This window comes from Actinopolymorpha sp. B11F2 (genome assembly GCF_040195635.1).
In the GTDB taxonomy this organism is placed as follows: Bacteria; Actinomycetota; Actinomycetes; order Propionibacteriales; family Actinopolymorphaceae; genus Thermasporomyces.
Genome location: NZ_JBEFTX010000004.1, coordinates 63,715 through 82,309 on the forward strand (window position 1 = coordinate 63,715; position 18,595 = coordinate 82,309).

General features: G+C 69.6%; 19 protein-coding genes. 7 read left to right on the forward strand and 12 right to left on the reverse strand.

Annotated elements, in window-relative coordinates; all coding sequences use genetic code 11:
* Positions 1–17: 17 nt before the first annotated feature.
* The 4 genes from ABN034_RS09150 to dxr form a co-directional block, all read right to left on the reverse strand.
* A complete protein-coding gene (locus ABN034_RS09150) occupies positions 18–863 on the reverse strand; it encodes a GNAT family N-acetyltransferase (RefSeq protein ID WP_349690566.1) in 846 nt (281 codons plus the stop codon).
* Between the two features lie 26 nt (positions 864–889).
* Positions 890–2,026, reverse strand: a complete 1,137-nt coding sequence (gene ispG, locus ABN034_RS09155) for a flavodoxin-dependent (E)-4-hydroxy-3-methylbut-2-enyl-diphosphate synthase (protein WP_349690567.1) — start codon at positions 2,024–2,026, stop codon at positions 890–892.
* Positions 2,027–2,192: 166 nt separating this feature from the next.
* A complete protein-coding gene (locus ABN034_RS09160) occupies positions 2,193–3,479 on the reverse strand; it encodes a M50 family metallopeptidase (RefSeq protein ID WP_349690568.1) in 1,287 nt (428 codons plus the stop codon).
* Positions 3,470–4,714, reverse strand: a complete 1,245-nt coding sequence (gene dxr, locus ABN034_RS09165) for a 1-deoxy-D-xylulose-5-phosphate reductoisomerase (protein ID WP_349690569.1) — start codon at positions 4,712–4,714, stop codon at positions 3,470–3,472. The genes ABN034_RS09160 and dxr overlap by 10 nt, the downstream gene beginning before the upstream one ends.
* A 179-nt stretch (positions 4,715–4,893) precedes the next feature.
* Here dxr and ABN034_RS09170 point away from each other — a divergent pair, with 179 nt between their 5' ends.
* Positions 4,894–6,465, forward strand: a complete 1,572-nt coding sequence (locus ABN034_RS09170) for a PucR family transcriptional regulator (protein WP_349690570.1) — start codon at positions 4,894–4,896, stop codon at positions 6,463–6,465.
* A gap of 36 nt (positions 6,466–6,501) precedes the next feature.
* Here ABN034_RS09170 and ABN034_RS09175 read toward each other — a convergent pair whose 3' ends face one another.
* From ABN034_RS09175 to ABN034_RS09185, 3 genes are all read right to left on the reverse strand, one after another.
* A complete protein-coding gene (locus ABN034_RS09175) occupies positions 6,502–7,443 on the reverse strand; it encodes a polysaccharide deacetylase family protein (protein WP_349690571.1) in 942 nt (313 codons plus the stop codon).
* A 67-nt stretch (positions 7,444–7,510) separates the two neighbouring features.
* Positions 7,511–8,719 (reverse strand): oxidoreductase, encoded by a 1,209-nt coding sequence (locus ABN034_RS09180; protein ID WP_349690572.1) that lies wholly within the window; start codon positions 8,717–8,719, stop codon positions 7,511–7,513.
* Positions 8,716–9,360 (reverse strand): DUF1989 domain-containing protein, encoded by a 645-nt coding sequence (locus tag ABN034_RS09185; protein WP_349690573.1) that lies wholly within the window; start codon positions 9,358–9,360, stop codon positions 8,716–8,718. Before ABN034_RS09185 ends, ABN034_RS09180 begins: the two co-directional genes overlap by 4 nt.
* A 240-nt stretch (positions 9,361–9,600) precedes the next feature.
* Here ABN034_RS09185 and ABN034_RS09190 point away from each other — a divergent pair, with 240 nt between their 5' ends.
* Positions 9,601–10,512 carry an LLM class F420-dependent oxidoreductase gene (locus ABN034_RS09190; protein WP_349690574.1) on the forward strand — a complete coding sequence of 304 codons (912 nt, stop codon included), beginning with the start codon at positions 9,601–9,603 and terminating at the stop codon, positions 10,510–10,512.
* A gap of 58 nt (positions 10,513–10,570) precedes the next feature.
* On the opposite strand, the gene ABN034_RS09195 is transcribed toward ABN034_RS09190, so the two are convergent.
* From ABN034_RS09195 to ABN034_RS34310, 5 genes are all read right to left on the reverse strand, one after another.
* Positions 10,571–11,437, reverse strand: coding sequence for a bifunctional methylenetetrahydrofolate dehydrogenase/methenyltetrahydrofolate cyclohydrolase (locus ABN034_RS09195; RefSeq protein ID WP_349690575.1), 867 nt, complete (start codon positions 11,435–11,437; stop codon positions 10,571–10,573).
* A 112-nt stretch (positions 11,438–11,549) separates the two neighbouring features.
* A complete protein-coding gene (gene purU, locus ABN034_RS09200; protein ID WP_349690576.1) occupies positions 11,550–12,530 on the reverse strand; it encodes a formyltetrahydrofolate deformylase in 981 nt (326 codons plus the stop codon).
* Positions 12,531–12,991: 461 nt separating this feature from the next.
* Positions 12,992–13,468 carry a hypothetical protein gene (locus tag ABN034_RS09205; protein WP_349690577.1) on the reverse strand — a complete coding sequence of 159 codons (477 nt, stop codon included), beginning with the start codon at positions 13,466–13,468 and terminating at the stop codon, positions 12,992–12,994.
* A complete protein-coding gene (locus ABN034_RS09210; RefSeq protein WP_502878996.1) occupies positions 13,465–14,427 on the reverse strand; it encodes an NsdA family TPR-like regulatory protein in 963 nt (320 codons plus the stop codon). Before ABN034_RS09210 ends, ABN034_RS09205 begins: the two co-directional genes overlap by 4 nt.
* Positions 14,322–14,726, reverse strand: coding sequence for a helix-turn-helix domain-containing protein (locus ABN034_RS34310; RefSeq protein ID WP_502878997.1), 405 nt, complete (start codon positions 14,724–14,726; stop codon positions 14,322–14,324). Before ABN034_RS34310 ends, ABN034_RS09210 begins: the two co-directional genes overlap by 106 nt.
* 277 nt (positions 14,727–15,003) lie before the next feature.
* Between ABN034_RS34310 and ABN034_RS34315 the strand changes: the two genes are divergently transcribed.
* From ABN034_RS34315 to pdxA, 5 genes are all read left to right on the forward strand, one after another.
* The gene (locus ABN034_RS34315) at positions 15,004–15,243 is read left to right on the forward strand and encodes a zinc finger domain-containing protein (protein WP_502878998.1); all 240 of its coding nucleotides are present in this window, start codon (positions 15,004–15,006) and stop codon (positions 15,241–15,243) included.
* A gap of 64 nt (positions 15,244–15,307) precedes the next feature.
* Complete coding sequence (locus ABN034_RS09215) at positions 15,308–15,514, forward strand: VOC family protein (RefSeq protein ID WP_349690579.1); 207 nt, start codon at positions 15,308–15,310, stop codon at positions 15,512–15,514.
* Positions 15,515–15,561: 47 nt separating this feature from the next.
* Entirely contained in the window at positions 15,562–16,053 is a 492-nt protein-coding gene (locus ABN034_RS09220; protein WP_349690580.1) for a DUF6328 family protein, read from the forward strand.
* Between the two features lie 5 nt (positions 16,054–16,058).
* On the forward strand, positions 16,059–17,414 hold the full coding sequence (locus ABN034_RS09225) for a four-carbon acid sugar kinase family protein (RefSeq protein ID WP_349690581.1): 1,356 nt from the start codon (positions 16,059–16,061) through the stop codon (positions 17,412–17,414).
* On the forward strand, positions 17,411–18,412 hold the full coding sequence (gene pdxA, locus ABN034_RS09230) for a 4-hydroxythreonine-4-phosphate dehydrogenase PdxA (protein WP_349690582.1): 1,002 nt from the start codon (positions 17,411–17,413) through the stop codon (positions 18,410–18,412). Before ABN034_RS09225 ends, pdxA begins: the two co-directional genes overlap by 4 nt.
* The last annotated feature ends 183 nt before the right edge of the window (positions 18,413–18,595 follow it).

Genomic DNA, 18,595 nt, shown 5'->3' on the forward strand with positions numbered 1-18,595 from the left:
GGATCGCCCGGCGACTGTCAGAACAGCACGGTCATGAAGGTGCTGGCCTGGGTGAAGCCGACCCGGGCGTAGGCGCGGCGGGCTGCGAGGTTGAAGTCGTTGACGTACAACGTCGCCACCGGCGCGACATCACGCAGCCCCGCCGCGACCACCGCGGCGACTCCCGGTGCCGCCAGCCCTTCCCCGCGCCGGTCGGGCCGCACCCAGACCCCCTGGACCTGGAACGTACGCCGCGTGGCCACCCCGATCTCCGCCTTGAAGACGACCTCGCCGTCCTCGATCCGGGCGAACGCCCGGCCCTGCCGCACCAACTCGGCGACCCGGGAACGGTAGTAGGCCCCACCGTCCCTCGCCTCGGGAGAAACGCCCAGCTCCTCGCGGAAGAACGCCACGCTCGCGTCGTAGACGAGGCCCAGGTCTGAGATCGTGACCCGGCGTACCAACGGATCCGGGCGGATGGCCGGCTCGCGCCGCAGCGTGAGGAACGGCTGGTCGGCGCGGACGCCGCGGGCGGCACCCCAGGAGGGTTCCAGCACCTCCCACAGGGCCGCGACGGCGTCACGGGGGCCCCACACCGACGAGCAGTGGCGCCCTACGCGCAGCGCGCGTTCGGCGAAGGCGGAAGCGGCGGCCGACGTGGCCGCCACAGGGACGAGATTGGCACCGGAGTAGCACAACGACACGAGCCGGCCGCGGTGGGCGAACCCCCACAACTGGCCACCCATCCGGCGAAGATCGGATCCCGCGGCCTCGACCCGCGCGTCGACGAAGACGTTCGTCACCGGGTCGGCGTCGAGCACCCGGCGGACGGCACGCAGGTCTCCCGCATGCAGAAGTCGGACCCGCTCGGTGGTCTCGAGCATCCGCCCTCCTTCCGCGGCACCGGGCCTCAGCGCACTTCGACCTCAGGTGGTCCCGACGGTACCCCGGATCGGGACATCTCTTCCGAGATCCGCATCGCCTCGTCGATCAACGTCTCGACGATCTCGCTCTCCGGCACAGTCTTCACGACCTCGCCCTTGACGAAGATCTGGCCCTTGCCATTGCCCGAGGCGACACCGAGATCGGCTTCGCGCGCCTCCCCCGGGCCGTTGACGACGCAGCCCATGACGGCCACGCGCAGGGGCACCTCCATGCCCTCCAGGCCGGCCGTCACCTCCTCGGCGAGTTTGTAGACGTCGACCTGGGCACGACCGCACGATGGGCAGGACACGATCTCGAGCTTGCGCGGACGCAGGTTGAGCGACTCGAGGATCTTGATGCCGACCTTGACCTCTTCGACCGGCGGCGCGGACAAAGACACCCGGATGGTGTCGCCGATCCCCTTGGCCAGCAGGGCGCCGAACGCCACCGCCGACTTGATCGTGCCCTGGAACGCCGGACCGGCTTCTGTCACGCCGAGGTGCAGGGGGTAGTCGCACTGCTCGGACAGCAGTTCGTACGCCTTGACCATGACCACCGGGTCGTGGTGCTTGACGGAGATCTTGAAGTCGCCGAACCCGTGCTCCTCGAACAGGCTCGCCTCCCACAGCGCCGACTCGACCAGCGCCTCGGCGCTCGGCTTGCCGTACTTCTCCAACAGCCGCGGGTCGAGCGAACCGGCGTTGACGCCGATCCGGATCGAGACGCCCGCATCTGTGGCCGCCCTGGCGATCTCGGCCACCTTGTCGTCGAACTTCCTGATGTTGCCGGGGTTGACGCGCACCGCGGCGCATCCTGCGTCGATCGCGGCGAAGACGTACTTCGGCTGGAAGTGGATGTCGGCGATCACCGGGATCTGCGACTTCCGCGCGATGGCCGGCAACGCTTCGGCGTCGTCCTGGCTTGGGACGGCGACCCGCACGATGTCACAACCACTCGCGGTGAGTTCCGCGATCTGCTGCAGAGTGGCGTTGATGTCGGTCGTGGGGGTCGTCGTCATCGACTGCACCGACACAGGAGCGTCGCCGCCGACGAGCACCTTGCCGACCCGGATCTGGCGGGTCTTGCGGCGCTCGGCAAGGGTCGGCGGCGGAGCGGCTGGCATGCCTAGATCAACGCTTGTCACCATCAGTCCTTCGTTGCTTCGCGGCAGTCCTTCGTTGCTTCGCGGCAGTCCTTCGTTGCTTCGCGGCAGTCCTTCGTTGCTTCCCGGCGTCTCGTGTCCCTCTACCGTCTCTCAATTCTCCGTCACACGCTCTGCCAACCCCGCCTCAGCCCGGCAATCGCACGGGATTGACGATGTCGGCGTAGATCAGCAGGACGCCCATCACGACGAGAACGCTCGCCACGGCGTAGGCGATCGGCAGCGCCCGCGCCACGTCGACATAACCGGGATCGGGGCGCTTGAGCAGCCGGGCGATCGCCCGGCGGAGGCCTTCGTACAGGGCGCCGGCGATGTGACCGCCGTCCAGCGGGAGCAGCGGGATGAAGTTGAACAGCGCGACGAACAGGTTGAGGGCGGCCAACCACTGGATGAAGCCGGCGATCCGGCTGGACACGGGGATCTCGAGCGTCGCGATTTCGCCGGCGACCCGGCTGGCGCCGATGATGCTCATGGGACTGTCCTGCGCGCGCTCTCCGCCGAACGCGGCCTGTGCCACGCCGACCATGCGGTCCGGGATGTGCGCCATCGCCTGCACGGTCAGGGCAGTGATGCGACCCATCTCGCCGAAGACCGCTATCGGGCCTTGGCGTTCGTGCACCATCTTCGGTGAGATGCCGAGGTACCCGACCCGCTCGGTCCGGGTGGGGTTGTCGGGGTTCGGCCGGTCCGTGGCGATCAGGTCGGCCCGCAGGTCGCGCCGCGTGCCGTCACGCTCGACCGTGATGGTCACGGCACCGGCGTCGGAGTCACGGATGTGCGCGGAGATCGCGGCCCACGACGCCACGGGGCTGCCGTTGAACGCCACGATCTCGTCGCCCTGCTTGAAGCCGGCCTGCTTGGCGGGTGAGACCGGATCCCGGTCGGTGCACTTGCGCTGGCCCTCGCTCGCGGGGATCACACAGTCCGGCACCATGCTGACGACAGGTTTCGGGACGAAGGTGCCGAAGCCCATGAGGACGACGCCGAAGAGGATGATCGCCAGGAAGACGTTCATGAGCGGACCACCGCTCATGATGATCAGCTTCTGCCACCACTTCTTGGTGTAGAAGAGCCGGTGCTCCTGGCCGGGCGCGGTCTCCTCGGCCGATGCGCTCCGCGCCTCCTCGACCAGCGTCTGGAACGGACCCGTGCTCGACCGCCGGAGTCGACCGTCGCGGGCGGGCGGGAACATCCCGATCATGCGTACGTAGCCGCCGAACGGGATCCACTTGATGCCGTACTCCGTCTCGCCCCGCTTGCGCGACCAGAGCGTCTTGCCGAATCCGACCATGTACTGCGTCACCCGCACGTCGAACAGCTTCGCGGGCACCATGTGCCCCACCTCGTGGAGCGCGATGGACGCGAGGACGCCGGCGAAGAAGACGACGGCGCCGAAGATCGCGATCAGGTCCATGCGGACAGATCCTTTTCGTCGGGGGTTGCGGCAGGTGACGCAATGAGCTGGGTGGCGCGGGACCGGGCCCACGTCTCGCCGGCGAGCACGTCGGCAAGAGTCGAGACGCCGCCCGGGGATACCGGAGTGTCGCCGCGAGTGTATTCGTCGAGGATGTGAGCCACGGTGTCGACGATGCCGAGGAAGGACAGCCGGCCGTCGACGAACGCGGAGACGCACTCCTCGTTGGCAGCGTTGTAGACCGCGGGCGCCGCGCCACCCCGCTCACCGGCCGCACGGGCCAGGCGGATCGCGGGAAACGCCTCGTCGTCGAGAGGCTGGAACTCCCAGGTGGACGCCTTCGACCAGTCACAGGCCGGGGCGGCGTCGGGCACCCGGTCGGGCCAGCCGAGCGCGAGGGCGATCGGCAGCCGCATGTCCGGCGGGCTGGCCTGGGCGAGCGTCGAGCCGTCGTGGAACTCCACCATCGAGTGCACGATCGACTGCGGGTGGACCACGACCTCGATCCGGTCGTACGGGATGTCGAAGAGCTCGTGCGCCTCGATGACCTCGAGGCCCTTGTTGACCAGGGTGGCGGAGTTGATCGTGATGACCGGGCCCATGTTCCACGTGGGGTGCGCGAGCGCCTGCTCAGGTGTCACGTCGGTGAGGTCGGCCCGCTTGCGACCACGGAACGGGCCGCCGCTGGCGGTGACGACGAGCCGGCGTACCTCCTCCCGCCGGCCGCCACGCAGACACTGCGCGAGGGCGGTGTGCTCGGAGTCGACCGGGACGATCTGGCCCGGCTTCGCGGCCGCCTTGACCAGCGGTGCGCCGGCGATGAGCGACTCCTTGTTGGCGAGGGCGAGGGTGCGGCCCGCCTCGAGTGCCGCGAGCGTGGGTGCGAGCCCGACCGAACCCGTCATGCCGTTGAGTACGACGTCACAGGGCCACCGGGCCGCCTCGATGGCGGCGTCCGGCCCGGCGAGGATCTTGGGGATCGCGAACTCCCCCGCGCTGTAGCCGTGCTTCTGCGCCGCCGCGTAGATCGCCAGCTGGAGGTCCTGGACGGCGCTGGCCTTCGCGACGGCGACGACATCGACGCCCAACTCGAGCGCCTGCCGCGCGAGGACCTCCACCTGGCTGCCGCCCGCGGCCAGGCCGACGACCCGGAACCTGTCCGGATTGCGGCGTACGACATCGATCGCCTGGGTACCGATCGAGCCGGTCGAGCCGAGGATCATGACCTCACGCATGTGGACCAGTCTCCCTCATGACCATGGACCGGTGTCCCGCATGGGGTGGCCTTCACCAGGTCAGGTACTCGAGAAGATCAACTGCCGGCTCCGGATCGGACCCGGAGTCCTCAGTCGGGGCCGGGCGGCGGTAGACGAACCTCCTCTGGACCGCCTTGCAGCATGGATAAGCTCACAGCGTGCTGACGTTGCGTGGCCTCGTCGACAACCCCGCACTCGAGCTGCGGGTGCTCGCCGAAGGCGCGTCAGGCGCCCTGGACAGCGAAGTGCTCTGGGTGCACAACACCGAGCTCCCCGACCCGTCGCCGTACCTCCGCAACCGCGAACTCGTCCTCACCAACGGACTGTGGCGTACTGACGCGGCCATGTCCGCGACCTTCGTCGCCAACGTCGTGCGAGCGGGCGCCGCAGGGATCGTGTTCGGCCTTCGTGAAGCGACACCGCGCACGCCCGAGGATCTCGTCGACGCATGCCGAGGGGCGCGGCTCCCCCTCGCGGAGATCTCCACCGAGGTGCCGTTCACCGCACTCACCCAGGCCGCAGCGGACATGTACGCCGACGAACGCCAGAGCGCGATCCTGGGGGCCGTCCGCCGGAGCAACGCGCTGGCCGAGACGATCTCGCGCGGGTTCGGGGCTTCGGGCGTGCTCGGCATCCTGCGCCGCGACCACGAGCTTCCACTCGCGGTCGTCGACCGTTCCGGCCGGCTGCTCGCGGCCGCAGGCGCCGACCTCGATGCAGCGGCCCTGCACGCGGTGGTGGAAGGACTGAACCGGCGCCCGCCTCCGCTCGAACTCGACGTCGGCCCGTCAGGCCCTGCCACGGTGTTCCTGGTGGGGGCGCTCACCGACGTCGACGCCGCCCTGCTCTGCCTGCGTCCAGCCTCCGCACTCCGCGGTCGGGTCGGCCAAGCCCTCGAGCAGGCGGCCAGGTTCCTGAGCCTCGAGTTGGCCAAGCAACAGGCGGTGCAGGCCATCGAGATGCGTTTCGCCGGCGAGCTGATCGACATGATTCTCTCCGGCGGTAGCCGGGCCGCCGCGGTGGCCGAGCGGCTGCAGGCCTTCGGCATCGACGCCGGCGGCCCGCTCGCGGTCTGCGCACTGGCGTTCTCTGGCGGTGGAGCGGCGGCGCCACCCACCCTCGCGGAGACGGTCCGTGAGTTCTTCGTCGGCGAAGGCGTTCCCGCCGTGGTGATCAGCGGCAGCGACGACGTGATCGCCGTGCTGTCCTGGCGCGGTCCCGGGCGAGAGCTGCCCGCGTTCGCGCACACGCTCGTGGCGGCCGTCGAGGATCGCCACGCACAGCTGCGCCCGGTGATCGGCATCGGCGACGTCGTTCCGGACGCTTCCGGGCTACGGCGTCCGTTGGTGGAGTCACGGGACGCCTGCCGATTGCTGCGCCAGCGTTCTGGCGGCCCGCAGGTCGGCAGCCTTTCTGAACTCGGCACCCACCGGATCCTGCTCGGACTACAGGATCCAGAAGTCGTCCGCAGGTTCGCCGAAGGGGTCCTCGGTCCACTGCGAACGTACGACGACCGCCGCGGAGCGAACCTGGAAGCGACCCTCCGCAGCTTCCTCGCCCACGACGGCCAGTGGGCGGCGACCGCGGCGGCGCTCTTCATCCACGTCAACACCCTGCGGAACCGGCTGACCAAGATCACCGAACTCACCGGCAAGGACGTCAACCACACCGCGGACCGGGTGGACCTCTTCCTCGCCCTCGAGTCCGACGCGGCGATCACCCACCGCTGAGTCCCGCCGGGAGGCCCGATCCGTGGCGCTACTGCGTTACGTCCTCCCCGTGCCAACCGCCGTGCCAACCGCTGGGCCAACCCCTGGGCCCATTCCTGGGCCCACCTCTGGGTACACCTCCGGGTCGGCGATGACCGGACGCTGCTCGACGGTTCGGACAGCCGGATCATCGAGCGTCGCGGCAGCCACCTCCCGACACCGTGCGAACCGCACGTCGCCGCACTCCTTCGCGTACTCGATCAGCCGCCGCAACGCCAACGCCCGCCCGGGCCGACCGGACAGGAACGGGTGGCAGGTGAGGTTGAACAGGCAGTGGTAGTGGCGCATGGCATCCAGCTCGTCCTGCCACATCGCGAGCACCTTGCGCGGTGACTCGATCACCTGACCGATGGGCGGATCGGGCAGGAAGGCGTACTGCTCCCAGTCGTCGAGCGACCAGTGCACGGGAAGCTCGACAACGTCGCCGGCGCCGGTCCTGACCTGGTAGGGCCGGTCATCGCCCATCAAGGACGAGTCGTAGCGCAGGCCGTGTTCGGCGACCAGTTCCGCGGTCTGCCAGGTCGCCTCCCAACCGGCCGCACGGTGCCCTGCCACGTCGATGCCCTGGTCGGCGAAGACCCGCAAGGCACGCTCGAAGTCCGCCCGCTCCTGTGCCGGAGTCAGCTGGGTCGGCGGCCGGTGGCTGTAGGAATGGTGGGCCACCTCGTGACCCCGGCCCGCGATCTTCGCCGCGAGGCCGGGCCGCTGCTCGGCGACCCAGCCGGGTACGAAGAACGTCGCGGGTACGCCGAGTTCGTCGAGCAGGTCCAGCAGCCGGGGTACTCCCACGTCCGGGCCGTACGCCTGGTGGGTCATGGTCGACGCGTGCCGGGCGTAGCGGCGGCCCTGGGCGAGGATGGCCGCTTCGGCGTCCACGTCGAAGGTCAACGTGGCCACGGCAGCCGCACCGCCGAGCCAGGAGCGTGCGTTCGTGGGCATACGGGAGTCTGTCACCCGGCACCCGGCACCCGTCCCTTCCCGCGTCCGCCTGCTCACGTCCGCCTGCTCAGGTCCGCGCCTCTTCGGATCCGGCTGCGGCCGCATCCGACGAGGGGAGATCGACGGCCCTCCGCCAGCGTTCGGCGTTCTCCAGGGTCGCCATCGGCGTCAGCATGGAGTGGTCGAACTCACGCAGACGCTCGCCGGCGGCCAACCGCTGCGGGAAGTCCGGGTTGGCGAGGGCGCCGCGGGCGAGCGCGAGCAGGTCCGCGTGGCCGCCGGTCAACACCTGTGCCGCCTGTTCGACATCGTGCATGCCACCGTTGGCGATCACCGGCAGTCCGCTCACGTCGCGGGCAAGTGCGGTGATGGTGCCGCCGGGTCCCGCGCCGTTGCCGTCCCCGTCACCGTCCAGTCGGGCGGTTTCGATCCAGTTGCGCCCTTCGCTGGCGACATGCAGGTAGGTCGCACCCGCCTCGCCCAGAGCGGCGAAGATCACCCGGGCGTCGGCACTTCCTCCCGGCCAGCGGTACTCGAAGTCGTTCACCTTCGTCTGCGACAGCCGAACGCCGACCCAGAAGTCGGGACCGAGCGCCACCCTGATCGCGGTCACGATCCGCGCCGTGAGCCGCACCCGGTTGGCGACCGACCCGCCGTACTCGTCGTCGCGATGGTTGGTGTAGGTCGTCAGGAACTGGTCGAGCAGGTAGCCGTTCGCCGCGTGCACCTCGATCCCGTCGAAGCCAGCAGCACAGGCGTGCGCGGCCGCGTCGACGAATCCCTCCACCGCCTCGTCGATGTCGTACGCCGTCATCGCCGCGGGCACCGGCCAGAGCCCGCTCCCGCGGTACTCCGGCATCATCTCCCCGCGTGGGCGGATCGCCGACGGGCCGACTGTCCCGTCACGATGCGGATTGCCCTGCGACAGAGCCCCCGCGTGCATGAGTTGGGCGACGATACGGGCCCCCTCCGCGTGAACCTTGGCGGTGACCTCCGACCATGCGGACACCTGAGCCGGTGACGCGAGGCCAGGCTGATGGAGATAGCCCTGGCTGAACGTCTCGTCGGTGTAGGTTCCCTCCGTGATCACCAGCCCGAAACCGCCACGCGCGAAGCGGGCGTAGTAGTCGACCATCGCCGGCGTCGGTACTCCGGCAGGCGATGCGGAGACCCGGGTCATCGGTGCCACGGCCAACCGGTTGGCCAGCGTCTGACCACCCAGGCGGGTAGGCGCCAGGGCAGGGTGCTCCAGCCGGACTGCGTTCGATTGGCTCACGCTCTTCCTTCTCTCTTTCGTACGGACGTCAGCTCGAGGCCGAGCGCGGTCGGACCGGGGCCGTTGATGCCGACGATGTCCTGAGGACAGGCGGACACGACGACAACACAGTCGAGAAGCGCCTCGAAGCTGACGCTGTCGCCCGCTCGGGTCGCTGCCGGAAGCCACCGCAGCCCACCGTCCGCGTCGACGGTGACCCGCATGAACAGGTTGATGGGCTGCGGGGTGTGGGTGATCGGCGTGTTCAGGTCGGCGAGGGCGCGGTGGAGGTTCTCCGCGCACGAGGGATGCCCAGCCGAGGCGCCGAGCCCGGCGTAGCGGGCGGGGTCGCACGCCGCGATCAACATGTCGTGCGAGCCGCGTGACGTGTCGTCCAGCAACCTCAGCATCGGGCGCCGGCGATTGGTGAAGAACGCCTCGCCGACGGCGGGGAACAGCCGTCCCACGGCTGCACGCGTGTGCGAGGCGCTGTGGTGTTCGAGGGGGTCGTCACGGACGAACGCGAAGACGTCGCCCACCTGCTGGCCCTCGAGATCCACCACGCGCAGCGTCTGACCGGCCGCCAGGGCGAGAGCACGCGCCGCACCGGCAGGGACAACGGTGTGCTGACGTGGCGGGTGGGTGGGCAAGATCTCCTCCATGCGGATCACTTCACCATGGCTGAATCACGAGAGTCGATGGAGATACCTCCAGAGACTCATTGACCTTCTGGATGATCGCCCAGAGAAACGTAAGCTCTCTGCGGCATCGGGTCTGAGCCTGGTGCGCGGCCGACGACGCGGTTCGGGCATACGTCGCGCCCAGCAGAAGTTCTCCACTGACGACGCCGGACGACCGCACTGCCGCCCTCCACAGGACAACCCACACCCGAGAGGTCATCGATGACAAGCAGGATCGACACCGCAGCCGTCAAGCAGCGCCTCGGCCAGGTCGGCACCTGGATCGCCGCCCTCAACGGACTACCCGCAGGGCAGGTTCGCGAGGCCGCGGCGGAGATCGAGGAACTCGGGTACGGCTCGCTGTGGCTTGCGGACACACCGGCGACGAAGGAGCCGTTCAGCAACGCCGCGATCCTGCTCGCGGCAACGAACCGCCTTTCGCTCGGCACCGGGATCGCGAACGTGTGGGGCCGCGACGCCGCCGCGATGAACAGCGGGGCGAAAACCCTCGGCGAGGCGTTCCCGGGCAGGTTCCTGCTCGGCCTGGGCGTGAGCCACCAGCCGCCCGTCGCCGCACGTGGCCACACCTACGAACGTCCGCTCGCCAAGATGCGCGGCTATCTGGACGAGATGGCGGCGGCGGCGTACGCGGCGGCGGAACCGCCCGAGCCGGTGCCCTGCGTCCTGGCAGCCCTACGCCCGAAGATGTTGGAGCTGTCGCGCGACCGTACCGACGGCGCTCATCCGTACTTCGTCCCCACCACCCACACGGCGAGGGCCCGGGAGATTCTTGGCGAAGGACCGCTGCTCATCCCCGAACAGGCCGTCCTGGTCGAGACCGATCCGGGCCGGGCGAGGGAGGTCGGCCGCGAGCACACGGCGTTCTACCTGCGGCTGCCGAACTACGTGAACAGCCTGCGCGCACTCGGGTTCACCGAGGAGGACGTCGCGAATGGTGGGAGTGACCGGCTGGTCGACGCGGTCGTCGCGTGGGGATCGGTCGACGCCGTACGCGATCGGGTGAAGGAGCACCTCGACGCCGGTGCCGACCACGTACTTCTCCAGCCGCTCGCCCCCGACCGCGGACTCGACCTCGGTCAACTCCGCGACCTCGCCCCCGCGCTCGTCGGCTAGCGGGACGCCTCCACGGCCGCGGCACCGGGAGAGCTCCGTGCGGCTGTGGTGACCCGTCCTAGGTCGGCTGACCGCTTGCCGATGCGGCTTCGGCCGCGTCGACGACGTTGGTGAGGAGCATCGCCCGCGTCATCGGACCCACACCGCCCGGCATCGGCGCCAGCCAGCCGGCCACCTCGCGCACACCCGGGTCGACGTCGCCCACGAGGCCGGCGTCGGTCCGGGTGATGCCGACGTCGAGGACCGCGGCGCCCGGACGCACCATGTCCGCGGTGACGAGCCCCGGCACCCCCGCGGCCGCCACCACGATGTCGGCAGCCCTGACGTGAGCGCTGAGATCCTTCGTCCGGGTGTGGCAGAGCGTCACCGTGGAGTTCTCGGACCGGCGGGTGAGGATCAGACCGAGCGGGCGGCCGACGGTGATGCCGCGCCCGATGACGCAGACCTCCGCGCCGGCGAGCTCGACGTCGTAGGTCCGGAGCAGCTCGACGATCCCCCGGGGCGTACACGGCAGGGGCGCCGGCTTGCCGTGCACCAGCCAGCCGAGGTTGACGGGGTGCAGCCCGTCGGCGTCCTTGGCAGGATCCATCCGGGCCAGCACGCGGTTGGCGTCGAGCCCCTTCGGCAGCGGCAGCTGAACGATGAAGCCCGTGCACGCCGGGTCGGCGTTGAGCCGCTCCACCTCCGCCTCGACCTCCTCCTGGGTCGCCGTGGCCGGCAGCTCCACCTGCATGCTCGCGATCCCGACCTGGGCGCAGTCGCGGTGCTTACCGCGGACGTACGCATGGCTGCCCGGATCGTCACCGACCAGCACGGTCCCCAGGCCCGGCGTGACACCGCGCGCCCGCAGTGCCTCGACCCGAGCGGTCAGGGTGGTACGAATCGCCGCCGCCGTCGCCTTGCCGTCCAGAATCCGTGCCGTCATGCCGCTCCTTGTCCGGTGTTTGTCATCGCAAGGCCTGTCATCGCAAGGCCTGTCATCGCAAGGCCTGTCATCGCAAGGCCTGTCATCGCAAGCCCACTCGACTGAACTCCACTCAACGAAAGACCACGGTCCGCCCGCCGTTGAGAATGACCCGGTGCTCCAGGTGCCAGGTCACTGCCCTGGCGAGCGCGAGACTCTCCAGGTCGCGGCCCACCGCCGCGAGCTTCGCCGGGGTGAGCGAGTGGTCCACCCGCGCCACCTCCTGCTCGATGATCGGACCCTCGTCCAGGACCTCCGTCACGTAGTGGGCGGTGGCGCCGATCAGTTTGACACCGCGTTCGTACGCCTGGTGATAGGGCTTGGCACCGGCGAAGCTCGGCAGGAACGAGTGGTGGATGTTGATCGCCCGCCCGACCAGCTTCTCGCAGAGTTCGTGGGAGAGGACCTGCATGTAGCGGGCCAGGACCACCAGGTCGACCTGGTGTTCGGTCACCAGGTCGAGGATGCGTTCCTCCTGTTCCCGCTTCGTCTCCGGGGTGACGGGGAGGTGATGGAACGGCAGCCCGACCGACTCCACCATCGGACCCGCGTCGGGATGGTTGGAGACGACCGCGGCGATGTCGGCCGGGATCGCGCCCACCCGGCAGCGGTAGAGCAGGTCGTTGAGGCAGTGGTCCTGCTTGGAGACGAGGACCAGCAGGCGTTGCCGCACTGCGAGGTCGCGCACCTGCCAGTCCATGCCGAACTCGGCACCCACCGGAGAGAACCCCACCTGGAGATCGTCGAGGGTCACCTCGGGCGACTCGGCCTGGACATGGACGCGCATGAAGAAGCAGCCACCCTGCCGGTCGCTGAACTGCTGGCTGTCGACGATGTTGCAGGAGTGTTCGGCGAGGAAGCCGGACACGGCGTGGACGATCCCGAGCCGGTCGGCGCAGGAGAGGGTGAGGACGTACTCGCGAGGAGTGGCGGTGTCGCCGGTCCCCCTGGCCTCGCCGACGCCGGCTGCGACCGGTGGACCGAGCGGGCCGACTGGGCTGAGCCCCGGGGCGCTTGCCGGAGCCCTGTCCGCGGCTGAATCGGTGGTGCTCATGAAAACCTCGTCGTTCTGGGTCGCATCGGGACTCGGCAGGCAGTGGGTCCCGGGCCGCGCCATTGTCTCGCGCGCCCCGCCCCGCACCTCTCGTACCCTCCCGTGGGCCCCTGGCCCCTGCGGCGCCGAGAAGGATCAGGCAGGCATGATCATCCCCGCGGTAGGCGGGGAGTTTGGCCGTACATCTGCGGAGATGCCGTACACAAGCCCGGCGAGCCCTGAACCCGACAGACGCATCGACGGCCCCGGCGGGGGCGAAGTACGGACGGACGGGGTGACAGCCCGCTATCCCCGCTCCCACGTACCGTGCCTTCACCATAGACAACGACGGTGAGGGGAGTACGCATGCTGCCAGGCAGGGCATACGCGAGGACCAGTCCAGCACCTGGCGCACCCTGGTGGACAAGGTTCGGTTGATGACGTGCTGTCCCGGTGGCGGGCAAAACGAGAGCCCGCCGAGGCTAGTCGCGGGTTGCTCCGTCCGGCCAGATTACGGTGACGCCGACGCCGGACTCGCGGGCAAGTTGCACCACGTCGGCGGTTCCGCCGTATCCGCGAGCCGGCTTACCGTCCCAGACGGCGAGCAGCCCGTCAGCACGCTTGAGCATGTGTGCACTGGCGTCCATGTGGGCTTGCTCGGTCGACTCGACGTGCGGCTGCTCGTGCACGGCGCTCGCTTGGGCGAGCAGCTCGTCATAGGTCGCGTGAGATTCGACCGGCAACCCATCCCGGTACTTCGCGGCCGGGACGATGACTTCCACCCGGCCGCCCGCGTCGAGCACGGCACGCGCGAAGATATGGTCGGCTCCGTCCGCGAGACACGTGACACCGACCAGCTCGGCAGCATCGAGACGGGCTAGCTCGGCGCGGATGCCTTCGTCGATGAGCCGTTCAGTCGCAGCAGACAGGCCGCGATGGCCGGAGATGGCGAGCCTCACCCGTCCTCCAGATAGCTTGCGTGGATCCGGTCGTCGAGATCACGAAGTGCGCGTGCCGGTGCTCGGAGCCTGCTGCGGAAATCGCGCGCTGCCTGACAGGCACGCTCCGAGCCGTACGTGCGGCCGGTGTCATAGGCGGCTGCAGCGACGCGGCACGCCTCGTCGACATTGCCTGCGGCAGCCAGCGCACGCGCGAAGTCAACAGCGGCCACGGCCGCCTGCTTCGGACTGCGGGATTCCCCTGCCTGCGCGAAGGCTTCCAGCGCTACGGCCGGCAACCGCAGACGCGCGGCAGCGACCGCACGTTGCACGGCGATCTTGCGCGCGTCGAAGGCGAACACCCACGGCCAGACGGGCTCGTCATCTTGTGCCGCGTCGGCATGCCGGTCGGCCTGATCGAGCACGGTGAGCCCGACCCGGTCACCCGCGCACGCGAGAGCGACACCTTCGAGCGCGCACAGCCACGCACGCGCGATACGCGGAGCCGATCTCGGCAACCGTGCAGCGGCCCCACGGATCAACCGCAGACCTTCGACCGGATCACCCGCGTTCGTCGCGTACTGCCCGAGACTGCCCTGCATGTAGATCGGCAGCAACTGATGACCGGCGCGACCGGCAGCAAAGATCGACATCCGGTAGAAGCGGCGAGCCTGCGCCGCCTCGACAAGATCGGCATGCAGCCACCCGGCAAGACCCGCGATCTCACTGATCGCACCCAGCAACCGAGCTCGCTGCCCGTCTCGGCACGCCTTCGTGAGCTGCTGTGCGAGAGCCAGATGGGCATGCACGGCGCCGACCAGCATCCGTGTCGGCGTGTGCTGCTCAAGCCGCCGATACGACAGCGACGTGAACATCAACCACTCCTCGTCGCCGACCTGCCCACGCGCCGGTAGCACGGGCGCGGCGGCAGCGGCGAGCGCGCCCGCGAGGAGTTGCCTACGGTCCGTGGCTTCCTCCAAGGTTGATCATCGACGAGACCGGCGAGCCTGCGCGGTATCCCGAGACCGTCGCAGAGGGCTCGCACCGTTGCGATGCCCGGATCTCGGCTCTGTCCGCGTGCGAGCCGCGAGACCTGCGCCTGCGAGATCCCAGTCCGGCTCGCGATCTCAGTCTGAGTCATGCCCGTATCGAGAACCGCGCGGAGCGTTGTCGCCCAATCTCCGGCCGCAAGCGCACGGCGGACGTCCGGGCGTGCGTAGGCCTCGTCGAGACTCGCCGCCCCCATCATCGGCGACCTCCGCCCCATCCGCTCATGCATCGATGTATAGGCACATGAGACTTCTATGCGCCGAGGTGTAGGTCAAGCGGCCACGCACCGTCAAGGTGGCTCCCGTGGCACGGCGACCGGTCGACCCGAAGCGGTCCCGACCGCTGCGCCACACCCAAGGCCGGTGCGGCGGCCGAGGAAGGCCACCCCTTCAGGAGGCGGGCCGTCGCACCCCTCTCCACGGAAGGAACGACACAGTGCGATGGCGCATTGGCATTTTCTTCGTCGGTGAAGTGCTCTGCCGGCTCTGGACGGCGGCGATCGGTCGATGAGCTGGGGAGACACTCTCGAGAGCGGCTCTCTCGACTGGATTTGGGACGGCCGCCTACTCGCCGACGGCTACACAGAATCGGACCTCTCGACGATCGCGCGGGTGCTGTCGCGGCCGTGTCCGCACTGCGGCGCTGAGACCGGCGCATGGTGCCGGACGACCGGCAAAGGAACCGAGCTGTCACATCTCGACCTCCAGCACGTCGCACGCCGAACGCCCGGACGTCCTTCCGGGTGACGGCGGTTGGTCGTCCGGCCCGCCACGTGATCTCGTACCGGTCATTACTTCGACTTGAGCTCAAGTGCCCGAGCCGAAGGTCGTCAAGAACCGCCTACATCTCGACATCAAGGTCGGCCAGGGTCTCCCGGACGACGACCGTCGCGCCATGGACACGGCGAAGGTGGCCGAGCTGACTGCCCTCGGTGCCACGCCTGTCGAGGCGTTCCCCAGCGACGGCGGCCTGGTCGTCCTGGGCGATCCCGAGGACAACGAGTTCTGCGTGACCTGAGCCTGCCGGTCCTTGGCTCCCCCCACCATGGCGGGCATCATTCAGGAGTGGCGAGCGACGAGCACCCGACCAGCGCGGACCGGCGGGAGACCCCGCTGGAGCGGGCGGACCGCAACTTCCAGGAGCTGATCGCCGAGCTACGGGTGCTCCAGACCGGTGTGCAGATCCTGTTCGGCTTCCTGCTCATCCTGGCGGTCCAGCCGCGGTTCGCCGAGGCCTCGGCGTTCTCGCGAGTGACCTACCTCGTCACGCTGATCCTCTGCTGTGCCGCGACCGCGCTGCTGATGGCCCCGGTCGCCTACCACCGCATGCTGTTCGCCAAGGGTCTCAAGCCCGAGGTGGTCCGCGCCTCCAACCGGTTCGCCCGCTGCGGCATGACCACCCTGCTCCTCGCGATCGTCAGCGCAGTCCTGCTGGTCATCAACCTCGTCCTCGGTCTCACGCTCGCGATCGTGTTCGCCAGCTGCGTCGGCGTGCTGTTCGTTCTGCTCTGGTATCTCCTGCCGCTGCGCCGGCTCCGCCAGTCCGGGCGGATGTGACCTCGGTGCCTCACCCGAAGGCCCGGATCGGTGTCGTCGCCGATGATCTGACCGGAGCCGCTGACACGGCGGTGGGGTTCATACGTTCGGGATTCTCGGCGCTCGTCACCTGGGCAGACCAGGAGCACGCCGGCACGCCCATGGAGGTCGACGTCCTGGCTATCGACTCCGGCACGCGGGCGCTCGGTCCTCCACGCGCTGAGGCGACCACCCTGCGGATCGTCGGCGAACTCCGCGCGTCAAGAGTGCGAACCCTCTACAAGAAGGTCGACTCCCTACTACGCGGACATGTCGGGGTCGAGGTCAAGGCCGCATTGACAGCGTGGGAGCCGGACGCGGTGGCGATAGTCGCACCCGCCTTCCCTGCGACCGGGCGTACGACAGTCCGCGGGCAGGTCCTCGTCGAGGGCGTACCACTGGACCGTCCGTCGATCAGCCGCCTGCTCACCGACGCCGGCCTCGCCGTAGCGCGGGCAGACCTGGCGGACGTACGCAGCGGTGCGCTGGCGGCCACGTTCTCTGCCCATCGCGGCACCGGGAGCCAGGCGATCGTGTGCGACGCCGAGACCGACGCGGACCTGCGCTCGATCGCCGCAGCCGGTGCGGACCTGGGCTCCTGCGTGGTGTGGGTGGGTTCCGGCGGCCTCGCCGCCACCCTCGCCGCCACCCTCTCCACTGGCCTCTCCACCGGCACCACCGACGGGACCGCTCTCGCCGACCTCACCGGGACCGGTCTCCCGGCGGACCTCACCGGGAGAGCCCTCGCGACCACCAACCCGGTCCTACCCGCCGCTTGGGGCGGGCACGTCACACCCGCGGCCAGCGGACCGGTCCTCCTCGTCGTCGGCAGCACGGCGGTCATCGCCCGCGCACAGGTCGACCACCTCGCCGCGGCCGGCGTCGCACACGTCACGATTCCGGTCGCCACGCTGGGGAGTACGCACGAACCGAGCGGTCGGCAAGGCGTTCCGGGCGGGTCACCTGTCGCGGAGGTGATGGCGTGCCTGCACGCGGGACACGATGTCATCGTCACCCTCGGCGCCGACGCGGGACGACCGGACGCCACCGACGATGCGGGTCTCACCACCGGTCTAGGCCAGCTCCTTCGTCCCTGCGCACCACTGGTGGGCGGCCTGGTGGCAACCGGCGGCGACACCGCGACCGGCGTCCTCCGCGCCTGGGGCACGACCGCGCTCCACCTCGTCGGCGAGGTCGAACCCGGTGTCCCCCTGTCCCGCAGCATCGGGCCGCGGCCGATCCCGGTCGTGACGAAGGCCGGCGCGTTCGGGCGCACGGGCACTCTGGCCGCCGCCCGTGCAAGGCTCGAAGCAGTCCTCACCCGAGCCGAAGGAGAACGATGAACCGTCCTGTCATCGCCATCACCATGGGCGACGCCGCCGGGGTGGGTCCCGAGGTCATCGTCAAGGCCCTGACCAGGGCGGACGTCCACGACCTGCTTCGCCCCCTCGTCATCGGCGACGTGGCCCGGCTCACCAGAGCGGCCGATATCTGCCGCCTCGACGTCGCAGTCCGCCCGGTCACCCAACCGTCGGACGCCGCGTACACCCCCGGCACCATCGACTGCATCGACCTCGCACTGATACCCGCCGACCTGCCGTTCGGCGAACTGTCACCCGTGGCCGGTGAGGCGGCCTACCGCTGCATCGAACGCGCCGTCGCACTCGCGACCGCCGGCGAGGTCGACGCGATCTGCACGGCACCGCTCAACAAGGAGGCGCTCCACGCCGCCGGCCACCGCTTTCCAGGCCACACCGAGATCCTCGCCGACCTCACCGGCACCCCGGAGGTCTCGATGATGCTCAGCGCGCCCACCCTGCGGGTGGTGCACTGCACAACGCACATCGGTCTGGTCGACGCGGTCGAGCGGATCGATCCCGCCCTGGTCGAACGCACGATCCGGCGCGGCCACGAGACCCTCGTCCGGTCAGGCATCGCGAGCCCGCGCATCGCGGTATGCGGCATCAACCCGCATGCCGGCGAGAACGGCCTCTTCGGCCGGGGCGAGGAGGAAGCGAAGGTCGCTCCGGGCGTCGCCGCAGCCAGGGCCGACGGCATCGACGCGACCGGGCCACTGCCCGCGGACACCGTGTTCTTCAGGGCGGTCCGCGGCGACTTCGACCTCGTCGTCGCGATGTACCACGACCAGGGCCACTGCCCGGTGAAGGTCCTCGGCCTGGAATCCGGCGTCAACATCACGGTCGGGCTGCCGGTCGTGCGTACGTCGGTCGACCATGGCACCGCGTTCGACATCGCCGGCACCGGCACCGCCGACGAGCGCAGCATGCTCGAAGCCCTCCGCCAGGCGGCCGAACTGGCTCCGCAGCGCACCGAAACGTAGTTTCACCGACCGGTTCGGGCCTGTTCACAGTTTTCGGATTCAAGGGTTCCCGGTACCGACTAGCCTCCGGACGCCGATCGCGATCTGCCCATCCGTACGGAGGTGAGGTCCGACACCGGCGCCAGCTGGGTCCGAGCAACACCTTCAGTACGCCCGCACTGGTCGACAACCTTCTCGTCACCG

Excerpts from the sequence above, each read along its gene's own strand:
- ABN034_RS09150 (WP_349690566.1), bottom strand. The coding sequence starts at position 863 with ATGCTCGAGACCACCGAGCGGGTCCGACTTCTGCATGCGGGAGACCTG.
- ispG (WP_349690567.1), bottom strand. The coding sequence starts at position 2,026 with ATGCCAGCCGCTCCGCCGCCGACCCTTGCCGAGCGCCGCAAGACCCGC.
- ABN034_RS09160 (WP_349690568.1), bottom strand. The coding sequence starts at position 3,479 with ATGGACCTGATCGCGATCTTCGGCGCCGTCGTCTTCTTCGCCGGCGTC.
- dxr (WP_349690569.1), bottom strand. The coding sequence starts at position 4,714 with ATGCGTGAGGTCATGATCCTCGGCTCGACCGGCTCGATCGGTACCCAG.
- ABN034_RS09175 (WP_349690571.1), bottom strand. The coding sequence starts at position 7,443 with ATGCCCACGAACGCACGCTCCTGGCTCGGCGGTGCGGCTGCCGTGGCC.
- ABN034_RS09185 (WP_349690573.1), bottom strand. The coding sequence starts at position 9,360 with ATGGAGGAGATCTTGCCCACCCACCCGCCACGTCAGCACACCGTTGTC.
- ABN034_RS09190 (WP_349690574.1), top strand. The coding sequence starts at position 9,601 with ATGACAAGCAGGATCGACACCGCAGCCGTCAAGCAGCGCCTCGGCCAG.
- ABN034_RS09195 (WP_349690575.1), bottom strand. The coding sequence starts at position 11,437 with ATGACGGCACGGATTCTGGACGGCAAGGCGACGGCGGCGGCGATTCGT.
- purU (WP_349690576.1), bottom strand. The coding sequence starts at position 12,530 with ATGAGCACCACCGATTCAGCCGCGGACAGGGCTCCGGCAAGCGCCCCG.
- ABN034_RS34310 (WP_502878997.1), bottom strand. The coding sequence starts at position 14,726 with ATGCATGAGCGGATGGGGCGGAGGTCGCCGATGATGGGGGCGGCGAGT.
- ABN034_RS34315 (WP_502878998.1), top strand. The coding sequence starts at position 15,004 with ATGAGCTGGGGAGACACTCTCGAGAGCGGCTCTCTCGACTGGATTTGG.
- pdxA (WP_349690582.1), top strand. The coding sequence starts at position 17,411 with ATGAACCGTCCTGTCATCGCCATCACCATGGGCGACGCCGCCGGGGTG.